We start from the raw sequence: 16,847 nt of genomic DNA, 5'->3' as shown, positions 1-16,847 counted from the left end.
GTTCGGTGTGATTCGATAAGTTCCTTTTTAAAAAAGGGGTTTTGGATCAAAAAAGTAAGTAAGGAGGGAAAATGATGAACAAGGGACGCATTGTTCAGATTATGGGTCCGGTTGTTGACGTTAAGTTTGATAACGCCCAATTGCCTGAGATCTATAATGCATTGAAAATTAGTTCTGAATCAGTCAACCTAACCCTTGAAGTAGCCCTTCATTTAGGTGATGATACAGTTCGTACGATTGCAATGGCTTCTACTGACGGGTTAACTCGTGGTTTGGAAGTATTGGATTCAGGTGCACCGATTTCTGTACCGGTTGGGGAACCAACTCTTGGCCGTGTATTTAACGTATTAGGGGAAGTAATTGACCTTAAGGATGAAATTCCTGCAGGCGCTCGCCGTGATCCGATTCACCGTGAAGCACCAACCTATGAAAATCTTTCAACTGAGGTTGAAATTCTTGAAACTGGTATTAAGGTAGTTGACCTTCTTGCTCCATATATTAAAGGTGGTAAGATCGGTCTGTTTGGTGGTGCCGGTGTAGGTAAAACCGTATTAATCCAGGAATTGATCAATAACATCGCACAAGAGCACAGCGGTATTTCCGTATTTGCTGGTGTAGGGGAGCGTACTCGTGAAGGGAACGACCTTTTCCATGAAATGACGGATTCCGGCGTTATTAAGCAAACTGCGATGGTATTCGGACAAATGAACGAGCCTCCTGGTGCACGTATGCGTGTTGCCTTGACTGGTTTGACCATGGCTGAATATTTCCGTGATGAGCAAGGCCAAGACGTGTTATTGTTCATCGATAACATTTTCCGTTTCACACAAGCAGGTTCTGAGGTTTCCGCGTTACTTGGCCGTATGCCATCTGCCGTTGGTTACCAGCCGACACTTGCTACTGAAATGGGTAAATTACAAGAACGTATTACTTCAACAACAAAAGGTTCTGTTACTTCGATCCAAGCGATTTACGTACCAGCCGATGACTATACTGACCCGGCTCCGGCTACTACTTTCGCTCACTTAGATGCAACAACAAACCTTGAGCGTAAGCTTTCTGAGATGGGTATCTACCCTGCGGTGGACCCGTTAGCATCGACTTCTCGTGCATTGTCACCTGAAATCGTTGGTGAAGAGCACTACAGTGTTGCTCGTCAAGTACAGCAAACCTTACAGCGTTACCGTGAATTACAGGATATCATTGCGATCTTGGGTATGGACGAACTTTCTGATGATGATAAGTTAACCGTAGCTCGTGCTCGTCGTGTCCAGTTCTTCTTATCACAAAACTTCCACGTTGCTGAGCAGTTCACTGGCCAGCCTGGATCTTATGTGCCGGTTAAAGAAACGGTTAAAGGATTCAAAGAAATCCTTGACGGTAAATACGACCACCTTCCTGAAGATGCATTCCGTCTTGTCGGCCGCATCGAAGAAGTGGTTGAGTCTGCTAAACGCATGGGCGTAGAGGTCTAATTCCAGCCAGGAGGGTAAAAAATGAAGACGATTAAAGTCAATGTTGTTACTCCCGATGGCCCGGTGTATGAATCAGATGTGGAAATGGTTAGTACAAAAGCTAAAAGTGGCGAACTCGGTATTTTGCCTGGCCACATTCCCTTGGTTGCCCCGCTTGAAATTGGTGCTGTTCGTCTGAAGTTAGGCGGCGGTAAACAAGAGCAGATCGCAGTGAGCGGCGGATTTTTAGAAGTTCGTCCGGATCAAGTGACGATTTTAGCTCAAGCAGCGGAAAATGCAGCTGATATTGATGTTGATCGTGCCCTAAGGGCGAAGGAACGCGCTGAACAGCGTCTTCAACAAGCACAGCAGGAACATATTGATTTCAAGCGTGCTGAACTAGCTCTTCAACGTGCCATCAACCGCCTCGCCGTATCGGATAAAAGATAATTATGTTTTTAGATAAGAACCCCTCCTTTTTGGAGGGGTTTTTTGTTACTCTATCTGGTGTATAGAGTATTTTGAAAAAAGATAATATTATTACTATTAAATTTGCTGATTTTGTGGTATTTATAGATAGGAAAGAATTATTTTGATATACCGTTTTCTAATGAGAAGAGCTGGAATTAATGGTTCTTTTTAAATTTACAATAAATAGTTTGAAAGTTTAAGCTATTTTGATATTGACGTGAAACGTTATAGAATGTAATATTATATTATAATACATTAAGTGATAGGAAAATCGCTGAGACAGTGGGGTGTAATGATACTTAGAAGACATATTTTGAAATTGTAAGCGGTTAATCTGGTAATTTGATAGTTTATAGACTAATTAGGGGGATCTTGTATATGAAACGTTGGCTTAATCTAGCAGTTGGTATCCTTTTGGTAATGTCCATATTTTTAGCCGGATGTTCCTCGAAAAGCACGAGTTCAAATTCAGCAAACGGAAAGACAACCATTACATTTTTTTACCGTTGGCCAAATGAGCCATACAAGTCTTACTTTAAGAGTGTGATTGCAGATTTTGAAAAGCAGCACCCTAACATTCAAATTAAAGAAGTAACCGCATTAAATGATGATTATAAGCAAAAAGCAAATGTTCTTCTTGGAAGTCAAAATCCGCCGGATGTTTTCTTTACTTGGGCAGGAGAATATGGTCAAAAGTTTATCCGGGATGGTGTAGCATTAGATCTCTCGAAATACTATGACGAGAACAAAGATTGGTCAGGTAAATTAATTGGTTCACAAGTAAATTTCTTTAAAAAGGATGATAAAGTCTATGGTGTTCCACTATTTACTGACAGTAAGTTATTCTTCTACAACAAAGACTTGTTTGACAAGCTAAATTTAAAGGCACCAACGACATGGGATGAATTTATTCAGGACCTTGCTGTCATTAAAAAGAGCGGAACGACACCACTTATTTTAGGGAATAAAGCACCATGGGCTGCTGCTCACTATGTAACAGCATTGAATCAGAGACTAGTACCGAAGGAAGTTTTAGATAAGGATTTAAGCTATAAAGGGGCCCAGTTTACAGACCCTGGATATGTAGAAGCATTAAAGAAATTAAATGAATTAAAAACGTATATGAATGATAATCCAAATGCGATTGCCCATGACGAAGCAAGAAACCTATTCCTTGGCGGCAAAGCAGCGGTAACATTCCTTGAATCATTGGAAATTACCTTTATGAAAGACGCTACATTTAAATGGGGAACCTTTAAAGTACCGACCATTGCAGGAGCGAAAGGTGACCAAGAAGGCTTAATTGGTGCACCTGAAGGATTTATGGTTCATAGTAAATCGAAACATCCGAAAGAAGCAATGGAGTTCTTGGAGTTTATGACTTCTAAAGTTAATGGAGAGAAACTAATCAAAGATACAGGTTTGGCAAGTACGGTGGATGGTGCGGTGAATGCGAATAGCGCGACGGATCATGAAGTCGAAGCAATGGATTTAATCAAGAGCGCAAAGAATATGGCCATTTGGACTGACAGCGCATTAGACAGCAGAGTATTTAAGCCATATGGTGATGGGGTACAAGCTATGCTTGGCGGCAGCATGACACCAGAACAAGTCATGAAGAATGTTCAGGATGCAGCGAAACAAGTAAATCAATAAAGGAAGACATGAAATCTATTAAAATGTCGGTTTAGCGGAGTCCTTGATCCTCTTAAACCGACATATTTTAATAGATATTGATGGGAGGGGTATAGAATGCACAAGTCACGAGTTGTCCCAGTTTTATACATAGCACCGGCCATTCTTATGCTTGCATTATTTGTTTATTATCCATTAGTTCGAAATGTAATAAATGGCTTTTATGAATGGAATCCATTTACTTTAGATCGAAAATTTGTAGCACTACAAAATTATGTACACCTCTTTAAAGATCCCGTCTTTTTTACAGTACTTAAAAACAATCTATTTTACGCTTTTATCTCCGTTATTATTCAAGTTGGTCTTGGATTAGTGATTGCAGCGATATTAGAAGACAAGATCTTCAGAAGATTTTCCACATTCTTTCGAACAACTTTTTTTATTCCTGTTCTTATTTCCATGACCGTAATTGGGATCCTCTTTAGTTTCATCTATAATCCAGAGGTTGGGTTACTAAATGGTTTTCTTAAAGCAATTGGCTTGGGTGACTGGGCAAGAGGCTGGCTTGGGGATCCGAAAACATCAATTTTCGCTGTTATAGGTGTTTCTCAATGGCAAAGCCTTGGCTACACCGTTATGTTGTATGTGTTGGCCGTCCAAAAAGTCCCAGGGGAATTATATGAAGCAGCTACCATCGATGGAGCAGGAAAAATCCGCACATTTTTTAGCATTACAGTTCCACAGGTAAAAGAAATGACCTTTGTGCTATTAATCTATACCGTAACAGGTTCATTCTTAGTGTTTAGTGAAGTATACGTATTAACGGCTGGCGGTCCAAATAACTCTTCACAAGTCTTTAGTACCTATCTATACCAAAAGGCGTTTATTGACAATCAACCGGGATTTGCTTCTGCTATAGCAAACGTAATTTTGGGTATCACATTAATCTTCTATTTTCTACAAAATAAGTTCGTAAAAACAGGGGAGGAGTAAAAATGAAACCGATTGAATCACAGGGAGATTCAGGAGTGGTGAGTCCGAATGCAACGATCGCAAAGCCTGCGAAAATCAGTGCGAAAGCGAAAAAACATAAACAAGGCTTCTCCATCGTCGTTGGGATCATCTTTCTATTTCTACTTCTTTACTTTGTTGCGATCGCCTATCCAATCTTTTGGATGGTTGTCAATTCCTTTAAAAATACAACAGAAATTTATAACGATACTTGGGGGCTTCCAAAAGAATGGCTGTTTTCAAATTATAGTGCTGCGTGGGAACAAGGGGTTTCGAGCTACTTCGTTAATAGCTTGATCATTACGATTGGCACATGTATTTTAACGGTTTTGATTAGCTCGTTATGTGCATACGGTTTGACCCGTTTCCAAATAAAAGGAGGAAAGTTCCTGCTCCTATTTGTGACAGCTGGTCTGATGTTTTCCCCGCAAAGCGGTTTAATTCCACTCTATGAATTAATTCAAAAGATGGGGATTTTTGATACCTATTGGGCACTGATTTTAACGTTTACAGCCTATCGAATTCCATTAACGGTTCTGTTGATTCGTTCATTTTTCCTCGGAATTCCGAAAGAATTGGAAGAATCAGCTTATCTCGACGGGGCTACGAGTATAGATGTTTTTGTGAGAATATTTCTTCCAATGAGCAAACCGATCATGTTTACGGGTGTCATTTTAACTGCTTATTATTCATGGAATGAGTTTTTATTCTCAATGCTTTTCATTCAAACAGAAGAGGTAAAGCCGATTACTTCCGGTTTATTAGTTTTCAAAGATGCATTAAATACAAACTGGGGAGTCTTACTAGCTGGACTGGTCATTTCCGCCATACCATTGATTGCCATCTTCCTGATGATGCAGAAGTATTTTGTCAGAGGCTTGGCCGAGGGAAGTGTAAAAGGATAATAAGAGACCGGGGACAATCAGTGCCCCACTATTATTATCTTGTATATAACGTTTTATAACATATTAATTTTAATAAGGAGTGAATGAGATTGTTAAACTTTAGTAGAGAGAAGTATTTGAAGGTAACCGGCGGTGCAGTAGGGCTGCGCGAAGAAATTGAAAAGGTAGTGGACGAGGTTTATGAGAATGGGTTTAAAAATATTTTCTTAATTGGATCAGGCGGTGCTGTTGCGACCTTTTATCCATTTGAATTTATGATTAATTCAACATCTACGATTCCAGCCTATGCCGAAATCGCAGCAGAAGTTGTCCTACAGAATCATAAACAACTAAGTGAACAATCGCTTGTCATTCTATCTTCTCTATCAGGTACAACGCAGGAGACAGTAGCAGCAGCGAAATATTGTAAAGAAAAAGGCGCAACAACAATTGGATTGACAGGTGAGTACAATAAACCGCTTGCTGACACAGTTGATTTTCCAATCGTTAATTTTGCAGAAAATGACTTTGCCAGCGATGGGAATCAACTAGTTCTCTATTTACTTATTTTTAAATTAATGAATAAAAATGGAGATTTCCCTCGTTATGAGGAGTTTGCAGCACAGTTGGAAGCTCTTCCAGAACGATTAATCGAGGCAAAAGAACAGTTTGAAGACAAGGCGGAAGCTTTTGCTGTCGCTTATAAGGATGAGCCTTATCATATGGTAGTTGGTTCCGGAAATACCTGGGGACGTGCCTACTCCTATGCGATGTGTGTATTGGAAGAAATGCAATGGATTAAAACAAAATCGATTCATGCAGCAGAATTCTTCCATGGCACCTTGGAACTAGTGGAAGAAGACACGAGCGTTCTTTTACTTAAGGGTGAAGATGAATCACGCCCGTTGATGGACCGTGTTGAGGCTTTTGCTGAGAAGTATACAAAGAAATTGACCGTAATCGATACAAAGGCGTTTGAGCTAGAAGGAATTAATGAAGAGTTCCGCAAATATTTATCACCAATCGTTACATCGACGCTTCTCCAAAGACTGAGTGTCCATTTAGAAGATAAACGTAATCATTCTTTAGAGATTAGAAGATATTATCGTACAGTGGCTTATTAATAAGATTTAGAGAAAGATACAAGAGGTATCTTTCTCTTATTCACCATATGGGAGGTTTCAATTATGAGATTGATAGCAGTAGGAGATAATGTAGTAGATTTTTATGATGACCTTGGTGAGATGTTTCCAGGCGGGAATGCTGTAAATGTGGCGGTCTTTTGGAAACGTTATGGTGTTGATGAGGTTTCCTATATTGGGATTGTCGGCAATGATGAAGAGGGCGATCATATTGTTAACTCGTTAAAGTTGGAAAATCTCAATGTTTCAAGGGTACGAAGAGCGATTGGTCCGTCAGGTGAAGCGCTTGTCACACTCGATGATCTTGGGGATCGGAAGTTTGTCGGCTCCAATAAAGGCGGAGTCCAACAGCAGCTAAAATTGAATCTTACCGATGAGGAACTAGAATATATTCAAACCTTTTCGCTGCTGCATACAAGCGTTTTTAGTCATTTGGAGAAAGAGTTGCCATTATTGCAAAAATACATCGATATTTCGTTTGATTTTTCAACCAAATATGATGATGACTATTTAAAACAGGTTTGTCCATATGTGAAATATGCAATTTTCTCTGGTGGAGATTTAACCAAAGAGGAATGCAATGCGTTAATTACGAAGGTACACAAGGCAGGTACACCAAATGTTGTCGTTACTAGAGGCTCTGAAGGATCATTGTTCTCGGATTCCCTTCAGGTTTATGATCAGGGTATTGTCGAGACCGATGTAGTGGATACACTTGGAGCTGGGGATACGTTTGTAGCGATCTTTTTAAAAGAATATGTCGCACATGGAAATGCCCAGGTTGCAATGGAAAAAGGTTCCGCAGCTGCAGCTGAAACGTGCCAGCGCTTTGGCGCCTTTGGTCATGGAAAGAAGCGGGAGAGTAAGATTGTCATTGGCCATTAATAAGATGAACCTGTTCTGTTGAAGAGCAGGTTATTTTTTGGGGCTCTTTGTTGCTTTTATAATAAATTTGCAAATAAAACACTGGATTTGCTAATAAACTATTAAAACCCGCTGTTAAGATGACTATCAGAAGCTTGAACGTAGGTATAAACAACAATCTAAATGAAAAAAGCTCCTCGAGTTCAAACTCGAGGAGCTAATTCTTACTATTAATATTCAACTTTCCACATATATCTTCTTTGTGATAGTGGATGATTGCGCGCCTCTGCTAATTGTTCAGCATATTTACGAAGAACATGATTCAATACAAGCGGTGCGATATAGCCCCTTAACTCTTCGTCAACACCAGTTAAATCAAGATCTTTAGCATCTAATACAACTAGTTTTTCACCATATTTTTTCGAGAAATCTAATGCTCTTTCATCTAGTGGGCGTGTTTCATCCAAGCCAAGCAGGATAATGAATGGTACGTCTTTATCAATAATCTCAAACGGACCGTGGAAGTACTCACCAGAGTGAACGGCATTGGAGTGGATCCATTGCATTTCCATTAGAATACAAATGGCGTAAGAATAAGCAATTCCGTAGTTTGCCCCACTTGCCATTGTATAGATCACTTTTTCATCCTTGTATTCCTGGCCAAATTGTAGTGCTTTGCCTTCATATTGCTTAGCGGCTTTCTCAAACACAGATTGGAGATTGGATAAGCTGTTGACCATTTTGTCAAACTTATCATTTCCTTCTAATACGTTTAAAACGCCGAATGTTAATTGATAGAGTAAACCTAAGTTTGTATTAAAAGCAACGGATTCAGCGCCCCACTCATATTTCACAACAAATTCACTTTCTTGTGCAAGAGGTGAGGTTGGCTGGTTTGTAAATCCAACTGTTAATGCTCCTTTTTGACGGGCAAATTCTGCTGCTTTAACCGTTTCAGGAGTTGTACCCGACATAGAGCATAATACAACGAGTGAATTTTCTCCAAGTTTTCTAGGGTTGCGATGAATGAATTCATTCGAACTGTAAACATCAGAAGTAAGATCTTTTGCTTCACGGTCCAATATGTACTTATTTGGATACATAATGGCAGAAGAACCTCCACATGCAACAAAATATACGTGGTTGATGGTACGTCCTTTCAAAGCATCTAAAACATTTTGAACTTGCTGATCGACAACTACTTGTGAATTAACCATTCATGTTTCCTCCCTTAAAATCTTTTGTATTGAATATAATAATACATTATATAACATTATATTAAGTGTCAAAAGATAAATTGTCAATGTTTTTCGAACATTTAATTTTCTGAAACCCGAAGAAATTAATATTACATTGACTTATAACATAATATAATGTTATGTTGATTTTGATAATGAGCTGAAAAAGGAGGGGGTTGAGTACATGGCAAAAATCAGACGGGACCAAGTTACAGGGATGAACTTCCATTATAAACACTATTCTTTCGAATACTTTTTAGATGCAATGGTTCGATACGGGTTTAAAAATATTGAATTATGGGGTGCCTCTCCGCATTTTTATGTGGATGATATGAGTATCCAAGACATTAGACAAGTAAAGAAAGAGATTGATAGAAGAGATTTATCGGTTGTCTGCTTTACACCAGAGCAGTGTGTATATCCAATCAATCTTGCAGCAAAAGAGGATCGAATCCGGGAAAAAAGTATCCAATACTTTATTAAATCAGCCCAAGCCGCGAAAGAGTTAGATGCGCCCATGCTGTTAGTTACTCCAGGCTGGGGCTATGAAAATGAGAACTGCAATGAGGCATGGAAAAGAACAAGAGATTCATTGGAACGATTAACAACGGTTGCCGCTAATTTAGACTTAATCCTTGCGCTTGAACCATTAACAAGGGTAGAGTCAAATTTAATTTACAATGCGAAGACACTTAAAGCCATGTTAGATGAAGTGAACAGCCCATATCTTAAAGGAATGATTGATAGTATTCCAATGGCATTGGCGAACGAAGATTTCCATGATTATTTTAGCTTATTAAAGGAAGATTTAGTTCATATTCATTTTATTGATGGAAAACCTGAAGGCCATCTTGTCTGGGGTGATGGGGTCCTTCCTCTACAGAAATACATCGAACAATTGAATGAAATTGGCTACAAGGGCTCTCTAACATTAGAATATACTTCTTATCAATATGTGCAAAATCCGGATGCTGCAATTGAAAGGACATTGAATGTTTTTTCCGATTTTTTTAGAAATTGATAGGGTGAATGAAATTCTATATACTTGAATGTAGACAGAATGACGTAATGAAGGCAGGTGAAACAAATGTTAAAACAAGATAATCAAATTCCTTTATACATCCAATTAAAGGAATCCATCCGCAGTTCGATTTTAAATGGGCAATTAAAGTTCGGAGATCAAATTCCCACTGAATTAGAATTGAGCGAAGAGTATAAGATTAGCAGGATTACGGTAAGAAAGGCAATCCTCGATTTAGTAGAAGAAGGCTATTTAGTTAAAAAGCAGGGGAAAGGTACGTTTGTAAACAAAAGGAAAATTGAAAGAAAAATCGTTCATTTTTTAAGCTTTACGGATGCTTGTAAAGCAAATGGTATGAAAGCCAGCAGTAAAGTCTTTAAAAAGGAAATCATTCAACCAACACCCAAGGATAAAGAAAGACTTCAACTCGATGAGGGAGATGCATTGTTATTCATTCAGAGAGTAAGATATGCGGATGAATCACCGATTATGATTGAAAATAACTACTTTTCATATAAAGATTTTCATTCATTATTAAATGAAAACTTGGACGACTCTGTCTACAAGATATTGGAAGAAAAGCTGAATGTAAAACCAGATCGTGCGGGAGAGTTAACATTGGAGATTGTTCGTGCCACTGAGGAAGAAGTCAATTTACTTCATACATCGAGCGGAGAACCTCTTTTTTACATGGAAACAACGGTCTATGATGAAAACGACAGACCTGTGCATATTGGAAAACAGTATATTTTGGGTGATAGTTATAAATACAACTTGAAGTAATGAAAGCGATTACCCTTGTGCAGACGGAGCCCCTCTTTTTTGAGGGGCCTTTTGTTTTTAAAGCGGGAAAAGTGAAGTGACCAGAAAATAACGGTGGTTCAAGTATCCTACACTCCTTTTTACTCATTTCACTATTCCAAGCATGAAATCACCGTACAAGAATATGATTGTAGTAGTGAAAATGATAACAAGTCTAGTTTTTAAATGAAGAAGATGAACAATTAATGACAAATCTCACTGACAGTATGGAGGTTTTGTAGTTAAATAGGGGTTGTTGTCGAATTATTGAAGCATAATAGCTTGATTTATCAGAGTTTCTACGTCTTTTATTAGAATAAAAATGACCTTTTTTGTATTTCCAATTTAAAGGCGGAGGCTTGTCGACACCGGTATATATCAATGCTATAATGTATTCGGTTACAAATATTTACTAGTAAGAAAATTTTCAACATTGGAGGGGATAGACATGGAACTTCTAAATGTGTATCAGAATAACTATCTGATTGTTTTTGTGTTTCTGTGTCTCGGGGTATTGCTGCCTGCGGTAGCATTATATTTAGGTAAGCTTTTGCGTCCTCATGCACCAAGTGATGCAAAGAATACCACATATGAGAGCGGTGTTGAGCCATTTCACGATTCCCGTGTACAGTTCAATGTCCGCTATTATATTTTTGCCCTAATGTTTGTTATTTTTGATGTAGAAACTGTATTTTTATATCCATGGGCTGTTGCCTATGATAAACTAGGCATTTTTGCATTGATTGAAATGTTAATTTTCGTTGTCATGCTGCTAATTGGCCTAGCCTATGCTTGGAAGAAGAAGGTGTTAAAATGGACCTAAAACTAGACAACGTATCGCCTCAGGAAATGGAAGAGTTACAGAGGAATGTATTTATGACAACACTAGAGCAGGTGAAGGCGTGGGCGCGAAGCAATTCGATCTACCCGCTGACATTTGGTCTGGCTTGTTGTGCGATTGAAATGATGGCCGTTGGTTCCTCCCACTATGACTTGGACCGATTCGGATCGTTCTTCCGGACGTCGCCGAGGCAGTCGGACTGTATGATTGTGTCAGGGACCGTGACGAAAAAAATGGCACCTATTCTTCGCCGTTTATATGATCAAATGCCGGAACCGAAATGGGTAATTGCGATGGGATCGTGTGCGACAGCGGGCGGACCGTATGTGAAATCCTATTCCGTTGTTAAAGGTGTGGATCAAATCGTCCCGGTAGATGTTTATATCCCGGGATGTCCTCCAAACCCGGCTGCTTTAATATATGGAATCAATAAGTTAAAGGAAAAGATTCGTTACGAAGCGAAGACTGGGAAGAAGGTGATGTAATCCATGAGCGGGGAGAAAGATCTCGAACAATTAAAGCGAGAAGCCGCTGAAAAGGCAAAGGCGGACGCACTAGCGAGACGCCAGGCGAAGGAAGCCGGAGAAAACGCACCGAAGCCTGAAGACACGCCAACCCCAGCAGGCGACGCTGACGATCTTGCCAAGAAAAAAGCTGCAGCAGCAGCGAAAGCAAAGGCAGCCGCACTTGCCAAAAAGCAACGAGAAGGTATTGTTGAGGAACCGGTTGCACCAGCAGAGGAAGCCCCAGCAGAAGGCGATGACCTAGCGAAGAAAAAAGCCGCAGCAGCAGCGAATGCAAAGGCAGCCGCATTGGCGAAAAAGCAACGAGAAGGCATTGTTGAGGAACCGGTTGCACCAGCAGAGGAAGCCCCAGCAGAAGGCGATGACCTAGCGAAGAAAAAAGCCGCAGCAGCAGCGAAAGCAAAAGCTGCCGCATTAGCGAAAAAGCAACGAGAAGGCATTGTTGAGGAACCGGTTGCACCAGCAGAGGAAGCCCCAGCAGAAGGCGATGACCTAGCGAAGAAAAAAGCCGCAGCAGCAGCGAAAGCAAAAGCTGCCGCATTAGCGAAAAAGCAACGAGAAGGCATTGTTGAGGAACCGGCGGAAGCACCAGCAGCGGAAGCGGGCAGCGACGATGATCTAGCGAAGAAAAAGGCAGCCGCAGTGGCCAAAGCGAAAGCCGCAGCAGCAGCGAAGCGAAAAGCAGCGGAATTAGCTGGTGGAGCTTCGGATGCTCCTGCAGGCGATGACGAAAAGGCAAAAGCAATTGCAGCCGCCAAAGCGAAGGCCGCAGCAGCAGCAAAAGCCAAAGCAGCAGCCGCAGCGAAAGCGGGCGGTGCAGCAGCAGGCGGCGATGACGAAAAAGCAAAAGCCATCGCAGCAGCGAAAGCAAAGGCCGCAGCGGCAGCAGCCGCAAAGGCGAAAGCAGCCGGCAAAGCGGGCGATGCACCAGCACCGGCAGCCGAGGAAGCTGCGTCACCAAATCAGCCATTCCTGGATAAATACCGAAAAGTAATTGAGGAAAATTTGGGCGCAGAGGTTTTAGAAGATTCTTATATTAATAAACTGTCCAAAGACGTTCCAACCCTCGTGGTAAAACGTGAATCCTACTATAAGCTTACACAATTTTTAAAATACAATGAGCTGTTAGGATTCGATTATTTATCCGAGATCCATGGAACCGATTTTCAATCACATATGGAAGTTTATGCTCATCTTTACTCATACAAAAACCGTCAATCTGTCGCTGTCATAGTGAAAATTGACCGAGATGAACCAACGATCGAGTCCGTCACGCCAATTTGGGCAGGTGCGGAATGGGCAGAATGTGAAGCTTATGATTTGCTAGGAATTAAGTTTACAGGACATCCGAATTTACGCCGAATCATGCTCGGAGAAGATTGGGTTGGCCATCCACTTAGAAAAGATTATGAGCCGTACGATGTGGAGGTATAGCCAATGATCAGAACAGAAGAAATGATGTTAAACGTAGGTCCTCAGCATCCAAGTACGCACGGAGTATTCCGGCTTGTTGTAAAAATCGATGGGGAAATTATTACCGAAGCAAACCCTGTTATCGGTTACTTACACCGCGGAACAGAAAAACTTGCTGAAAACCTGCAATATACTCAAATCATTCCCTATACAGACCGCTTGGATTATGTATCAGCGATGACGAACAACTATGTTCTCTGTCATGCAGTCGAAACGATGATGGGAATTAAAGTACCAGAACGGGCTGAATATTTAAGGATTCTTGCGATGGAATTAGGGCGGATTTCAAGCCATATCCTGTGGTGGGGAACCTTCCTCCTCGATATGGGGGCCGTCAGTCCATTCCTATACGCTTTCCGCGACAGGGAAATGATCTTGAATTTCCTAAACGAATTATCTGGTGCCCGCTTAACCTTTAACTATATGCGTGTTGGAGGCGTCAAATGGGATGCTCCAGAAGGTTGGGTCGAAAGAGTTAAAGACTTTGTCCCTTACATGAGAGAACAAGTCAAAGGCTACCATGACCTAGTTACCGGAAATGAAATTTTCCTTAGCCGTGTAAAGGGCGTTGGAAAATACACAAAAGAAGATGCACTCAATTATTCCCTTAGCGGTGTAAACCTTCGCAGTACCGGTGTTAAATGGGATCTGCGCAAGGACGAACCATATTCGATTTATGACCGTTTTGATTTTGATGTTCCGACCCTTGACGGCGGGGATGTCTGGGCACGCTACCAGCTGCGCCTGAAGGAAATTGAAGAGTCCTTGAAAATTGTCGAGCAGGCCTGCGAACAATTCCCGGCAGAAGGGGACATACTCGCGAAAGTGCCAAAAATCATCAAAGCGCCTAAAGGTGAAGCATATGTCAGAATCGAAGCACCACGCGGAGAGATTGGCGTTTATATTAGCAGTGATGGTAAGAAAGAGCCATATCGCTTAAAGCTGAGAAGGCCATCCTTCTACAATCTGCAAATTCTCCCTAAACTATTAAAAGGAGAAAATATCGCAAACCTCATCGCCATCTTAGGGGGCATAGATATTGTCCTTGGGGAGGTTGACGGCTAATGATTAATAATTTGCTCCAATCAAGTCCTGGATTGTTCAATTTTCTCATCTTCTTTTTACTCGGAGTCATTTTACTTTTAGTCGTGCTTGGCTTCGTTACCTACGGGATATTAGCAGAGCGGAAAGTCATGGGGTACATGCAGCTCCGCCACGGTCCGAACCAAGTCGGCGGCCGCTGGGGACTCTTGCAAACCGTTGCGGACGTCTTGAAACTATTATTAAAAGAAGATATTATTCCGACACTTGCGGACCGTCCATTATTTATTTTGGCGCCGGTCATTGCGTTTGCACCATCGTTCATGGTGCTGGCAACGCTTCCGTTTACCGACAAATTTCAATTTGCTGATATCGGTGTCGGCTTGCTTTACTACATTGCGGTTTCCGGGTTAACCACACTTGGAGTCGTAACCGGCGGCTGGGCTTCAAACAACAAGTACGCCCTTATCGGAGGAATGCGTGCGGCAGCCCAAATGATTTCCTATGAAATCCCGCTTGTCATGTCAGTGGTGGGAATCATCCTTATCACCGGCAGCTTAAACTTAAACGATATCGTGCACCAACAAAGCCATGGCTGGTTTATCCTATTACAGCCAATCGCTTTTATCGTCTTTTTAATCGCATCGGTCGCAGAATTAAACCGGACACCATTTGACCTTCCGGAATCGGAATCAGAGCTTGTCGCTGGATACCACGTCGAGTACTCAGGTTTCCGCTGGGCATTCTTCATGCTGGCCGAGTATGTGTACCTATTTGCGATGACGTCACTCATTGTGACCATCTTCCTTGGCGGATGGCTGCCACCATTCCATTTCCTTGGATTTATCCCAGGAGCAGTTTGGTTCGCACTTAAATTTGCTGTCGTCCTATTCGTCTACATCTGGTTCCGTGTAGCGTTCCCGCGTCTGCGTGCCGACCACTTGATGGAAATGGGCTGGAAAGTATTACTGCCAGTATCCCTGGCAAACATCTTCCTAACCGCCCTAATCAAAACCTTATTTTTTTAAAGAATGTGTTAAAGGCTGATTGGAGCGGAGATTAACACCAATTGATTAAGACCTTTTTAAAAAGGAACCCATTTCTCGTTGCGAGACTTGAGTTGTCCCATACTTGACTGCCTCACGTTTGGCAGAAAAGCAAACTTTAAAATGATAAAAGGGGTGAAAAACGTGCTTGGATTAGCAAAAGGCTTGAAATATACCCTAAAACAATTAACAAAAGAAAAGGTCACCTATGACTATCCAAATAAGCCGCTGCCACTGCCTGACCGGTTCCGCGGCATTCAAAAATTCTATCCGGAAAAATGTATCGTCTGTAACCAGTGCATGAACATTTGCCCGACCGAATGTATTGATTTAGTCGGTAAAAAACACCCGGATCCAACGAAAAAAGGGAAAATCATCGATACCTATGATATTAACTTTGAAATCTGCATCCTTTGTGATCTATGTACAGAGGTGTGCCCGACAGAAGCGATTATCATGACCAATAACTTTGAGCTTGCTGAATACAGCAGGGATGCTCTATTTAAAAACCTTGAATGGTTAGATGAAAACGACGAAAACATACGGCAGGTGAATAAACCATGACATTTTCAGGCGAGTTTCTCGCATTTTTGGGTCTTGCCTTGGCTGCGGTCATCGGTGGTGTGCTGCTTTTAAACCTGACAAAGGTTATGCACATGGTCGTTGCCCTCATATTCACTTTCGTTGCCATTGCCGGCATCTATGTTATGCTGTCAGCAGAATTCGTTGCAGGTGTCCAAATCTTAATTTATTCAGGTGCGATTACCATCATTATGCTTTTTGGAATCATGTTAACGAAGCATGATGACGAAAGTGAACCAACAACTGGCAAACTCCGAAAGTTTCTATTGTTCTTAGGGGTTGTAGGCTTCGCATTTGCCGTATACATTGGGATCTATAACTTCAATATCGAACAAGTTCCTACCACTTTGCATGAAAATAACACCATGCAAATCGGTAAAGCTCTTTACTCAAAATGGGTGATTCCATTTGAGTTAACCTCTGTTTTACTTTTAGTGGCATTGGTTGGGGCGATTGTTTTAGCGAAAAAAGACAAGAAGGAGGCGGACGACGAATGAGTTCAGTTCCTGCTTCAGCCTTCCTGGCCCTTGCGCTGATTCTATTTTGCATCGGATTGTACGGTGCCTTAACAAAACGCAATACCGTAATTGTCCTAATCTCAATTGAATTAATGCTGAATGCTGTTAACATCAACCTGGTTACTTTTAGTAAATACGGCTTAGCACCGTCCATCACCGGACAAATCTTTGCCCTATTTGCCATCTGCGTAGCCGCAGCCGAAGCAGCCGTCGGATTAGCCATCCTCATTTCGCTTTACAACAACCGTAAGACGGTAAACATTGACGAAATGGACAAATTGAAAAACTAATCAAACAAGAG

The 16,847-nt window shown here is 41.3% G+C and carries 18 protein-coding genes; 17 read left to right on the top strand and 1 reads right to left on the bottom strand.

Translation table 11 applies throughout. From position 1 onward, the window contains the following. The first annotated feature begins 74 nt into the window (after window positions 1-74). The 7 genes from atpD (at window position 75) to RCG21_RS01600 (ending at window position 7,482) form a co-directional block, all read left to right on the top strand. On the top strand, window positions 75-1,475 hold the full coding sequence (gene atpD, locus RCG21_RS01630; RefSeq protein ID WP_133332930.1) for a F0F1 ATP synthase subunit beta: 1,401 nt from the start codon (window positions 75-77) through the stop codon (window positions 1,473-1,475). A 21-nt stretch (window positions 1,476-1,496) separates the two neighbouring features. Then, window positions 1,497-1,904, top strand: a complete 408-nt coding sequence (locus RCG21_RS01625) for a F0F1 ATP synthase subunit epsilon (protein ID WP_026572686.1) — start codon at window positions 1,497-1,499, stop codon at window positions 1,902-1,904. 399 nt (window positions 1,905-2,303) lie between these two features. Then, window positions 2,304-3,581, top strand: coding sequence for an ABC transporter substrate-binding protein (locus tag RCG21_RS01620; RefSeq protein ID WP_133332932.1), 1,278 nt, complete (start codon window positions 2,304-2,306; stop codon window positions 3,579-3,581). Window positions 3,582-3,677: 96 nt separating this feature from the next. Next, on the top strand, window positions 3,678-4,553 hold the full coding sequence (locus RCG21_RS01615) for a carbohydrate ABC transporter permease (protein ID WP_133332933.1): 876 nt from the start codon (window positions 3,678-3,680) through the stop codon (window positions 4,551-4,553). Window positions 4,554-4,555: 2 nt separating this feature from the next. Next, complete coding sequence (locus tag RCG21_RS01610; protein ID WP_308912827.1) at window positions 4,556-5,476, top strand: carbohydrate ABC transporter permease; 921 nt, start codon at window positions 4,556-4,558, stop codon at window positions 5,474-5,476. Between the two features lie 89 nt (window positions 5,477-5,565). Beyond that, the gene (locus tag RCG21_RS01605) at window positions 5,566-6,579 is read left to right on the top strand and encodes an SIS domain-containing protein (RefSeq protein WP_165976161.1); all 1,014 of its coding nucleotides are present in this window, start codon (window positions 5,566-5,568) and stop codon (window positions 6,577-6,579) included. Between the two features lie 45 nt (window positions 6,580-6,624). Continuing rightward, complete coding sequence (locus RCG21_RS01600) at window positions 6,625-7,482, top strand: PfkB family carbohydrate kinase (RefSeq protein WP_372512739.1); 858 nt, start codon at window positions 6,625-6,627, stop codon at window positions 7,480-7,482. Between the two features lie 209 nt (window positions 7,483-7,691). On the opposite strand, the gene RCG21_RS01595 is transcribed toward RCG21_RS01600, so the two are convergent. Next, on the bottom strand, window positions 7,692-8,678 hold the full coding sequence (locus tag RCG21_RS01595) for an SIS domain-containing protein (protein WP_133332937.1): 987 nt from the start codon (window positions 8,676-8,678) through the stop codon (window positions 7,692-7,694). Window positions 8,679-8,883: 205 nt separating this feature from the next. On the opposite strand from RCG21_RS01595, the gene RCG21_RS01590 reads away from it, so the two are divergent. From RCG21_RS01590 to nuoK, 10 genes are all read left to right on the top strand, one after another. Beyond that, entirely contained in the window at window positions 8,884-9,720 is an 837-nt protein-coding gene (locus tag RCG21_RS01590; RefSeq protein ID WP_308912826.1) for a TIM barrel protein, read from the top strand. A gap of 66 nt (window positions 9,721-9,786) precedes the next feature. Further along, a complete protein-coding gene (locus RCG21_RS01585; RefSeq protein ID WP_133332939.1) occupies window positions 9,787-10,503 on the top strand; it encodes a GntR family transcriptional regulator in 717 nt (238 codons plus the stop codon). 466 nt (window positions 10,504-10,969) lie between these two features. Continuing rightward, window positions 10,970-11,344, top strand: a complete 375-nt coding sequence (locus tag RCG21_RS01580; RefSeq protein WP_026572695.1) for an NADH-quinone oxidoreductase subunit A — start codon at window positions 10,970-10,972, stop codon at window positions 11,342-11,344. Next, complete coding sequence (locus RCG21_RS01575; RefSeq protein ID WP_026572696.1) at window positions 11,335-11,847, top strand: NuoB/complex I 20 kDa subunit family protein; 513 nt, start codon at window positions 11,335-11,337, stop codon at window positions 11,845-11,847. Before RCG21_RS01580 ends, RCG21_RS01575 begins: the two co-directional genes overlap by 10 nt. Window positions 11,848-11,850: 3 nt before the next feature. Next, on the top strand, window positions 11,851-13,320 hold the full coding sequence (locus RCG21_RS01570; RefSeq protein WP_308912825.1) for an NADH-quinone oxidoreductase subunit C: 1,470 nt from the start codon (window positions 11,851-11,853) through the stop codon (window positions 13,318-13,320). Window positions 13,321-13,323: 3 nt separating this feature from the next. Next, on the top strand, window positions 13,324-14,424 hold the full coding sequence (locus RCG21_RS01565; RefSeq protein ID WP_133332941.1) for an NADH-quinone oxidoreductase subunit D: 1,101 nt from the start codon (window positions 13,324-13,326) through the stop codon (window positions 14,422-14,424). Beyond that, on the top strand, window positions 14,424-15,428 hold the full coding sequence (gene nuoH, locus RCG21_RS01560; RefSeq protein WP_026572699.1) for an NADH-quinone oxidoreductase subunit NuoH: 1,005 nt from the start codon (window positions 14,424-14,426) through the stop codon (window positions 15,426-15,428). Before RCG21_RS01565 ends, nuoH begins: the two co-directional genes overlap by 1 nt. 162 nt (window positions 15,429-15,590) lie before the next feature. Next, complete coding sequence (nuoI, locus tag RCG21_RS01555) at window positions 15,591-16,010, top strand: NADH-quinone oxidoreductase subunit NuoI (protein ID WP_026572700.1); 420 nt, start codon at window positions 15,591-15,593, stop codon at window positions 16,008-16,010. After that, the gene (locus RCG21_RS01550) at window positions 16,007-16,525 is read left to right on the top strand and encodes an NADH-quinone oxidoreductase subunit J (protein ID WP_026572701.1); all 519 of its coding nucleotides are present in this window, start codon (window positions 16,007-16,009) and stop codon (window positions 16,523-16,525) included. Before nuoI ends, RCG21_RS01550 begins: the two co-directional genes overlap by 4 nt. Further along, entirely contained in the window at window positions 16,522-16,836 is a 315-nt protein-coding gene (gene nuoK / locus RCG21_RS01545; protein WP_133332942.1) for an NADH-quinone oxidoreductase subunit NuoK, read from the top strand. Before RCG21_RS01550 ends, nuoK begins: the two co-directional genes overlap by 4 nt. Window positions 16,837-16,847: the final 11 nt, after the last annotated feature.

Source organism: Bacillus salipaludis (genome assembly GCF_030938565.1).
GTDB lineage: Bacteria > Bacillota > Bacilli > Bacillales > Cytobacillaceae > Neobacillus > Neobacillus salipaludis_A.
This window is presented reverse-complemented; position numbering and strand designations above follow the sequence as displayed.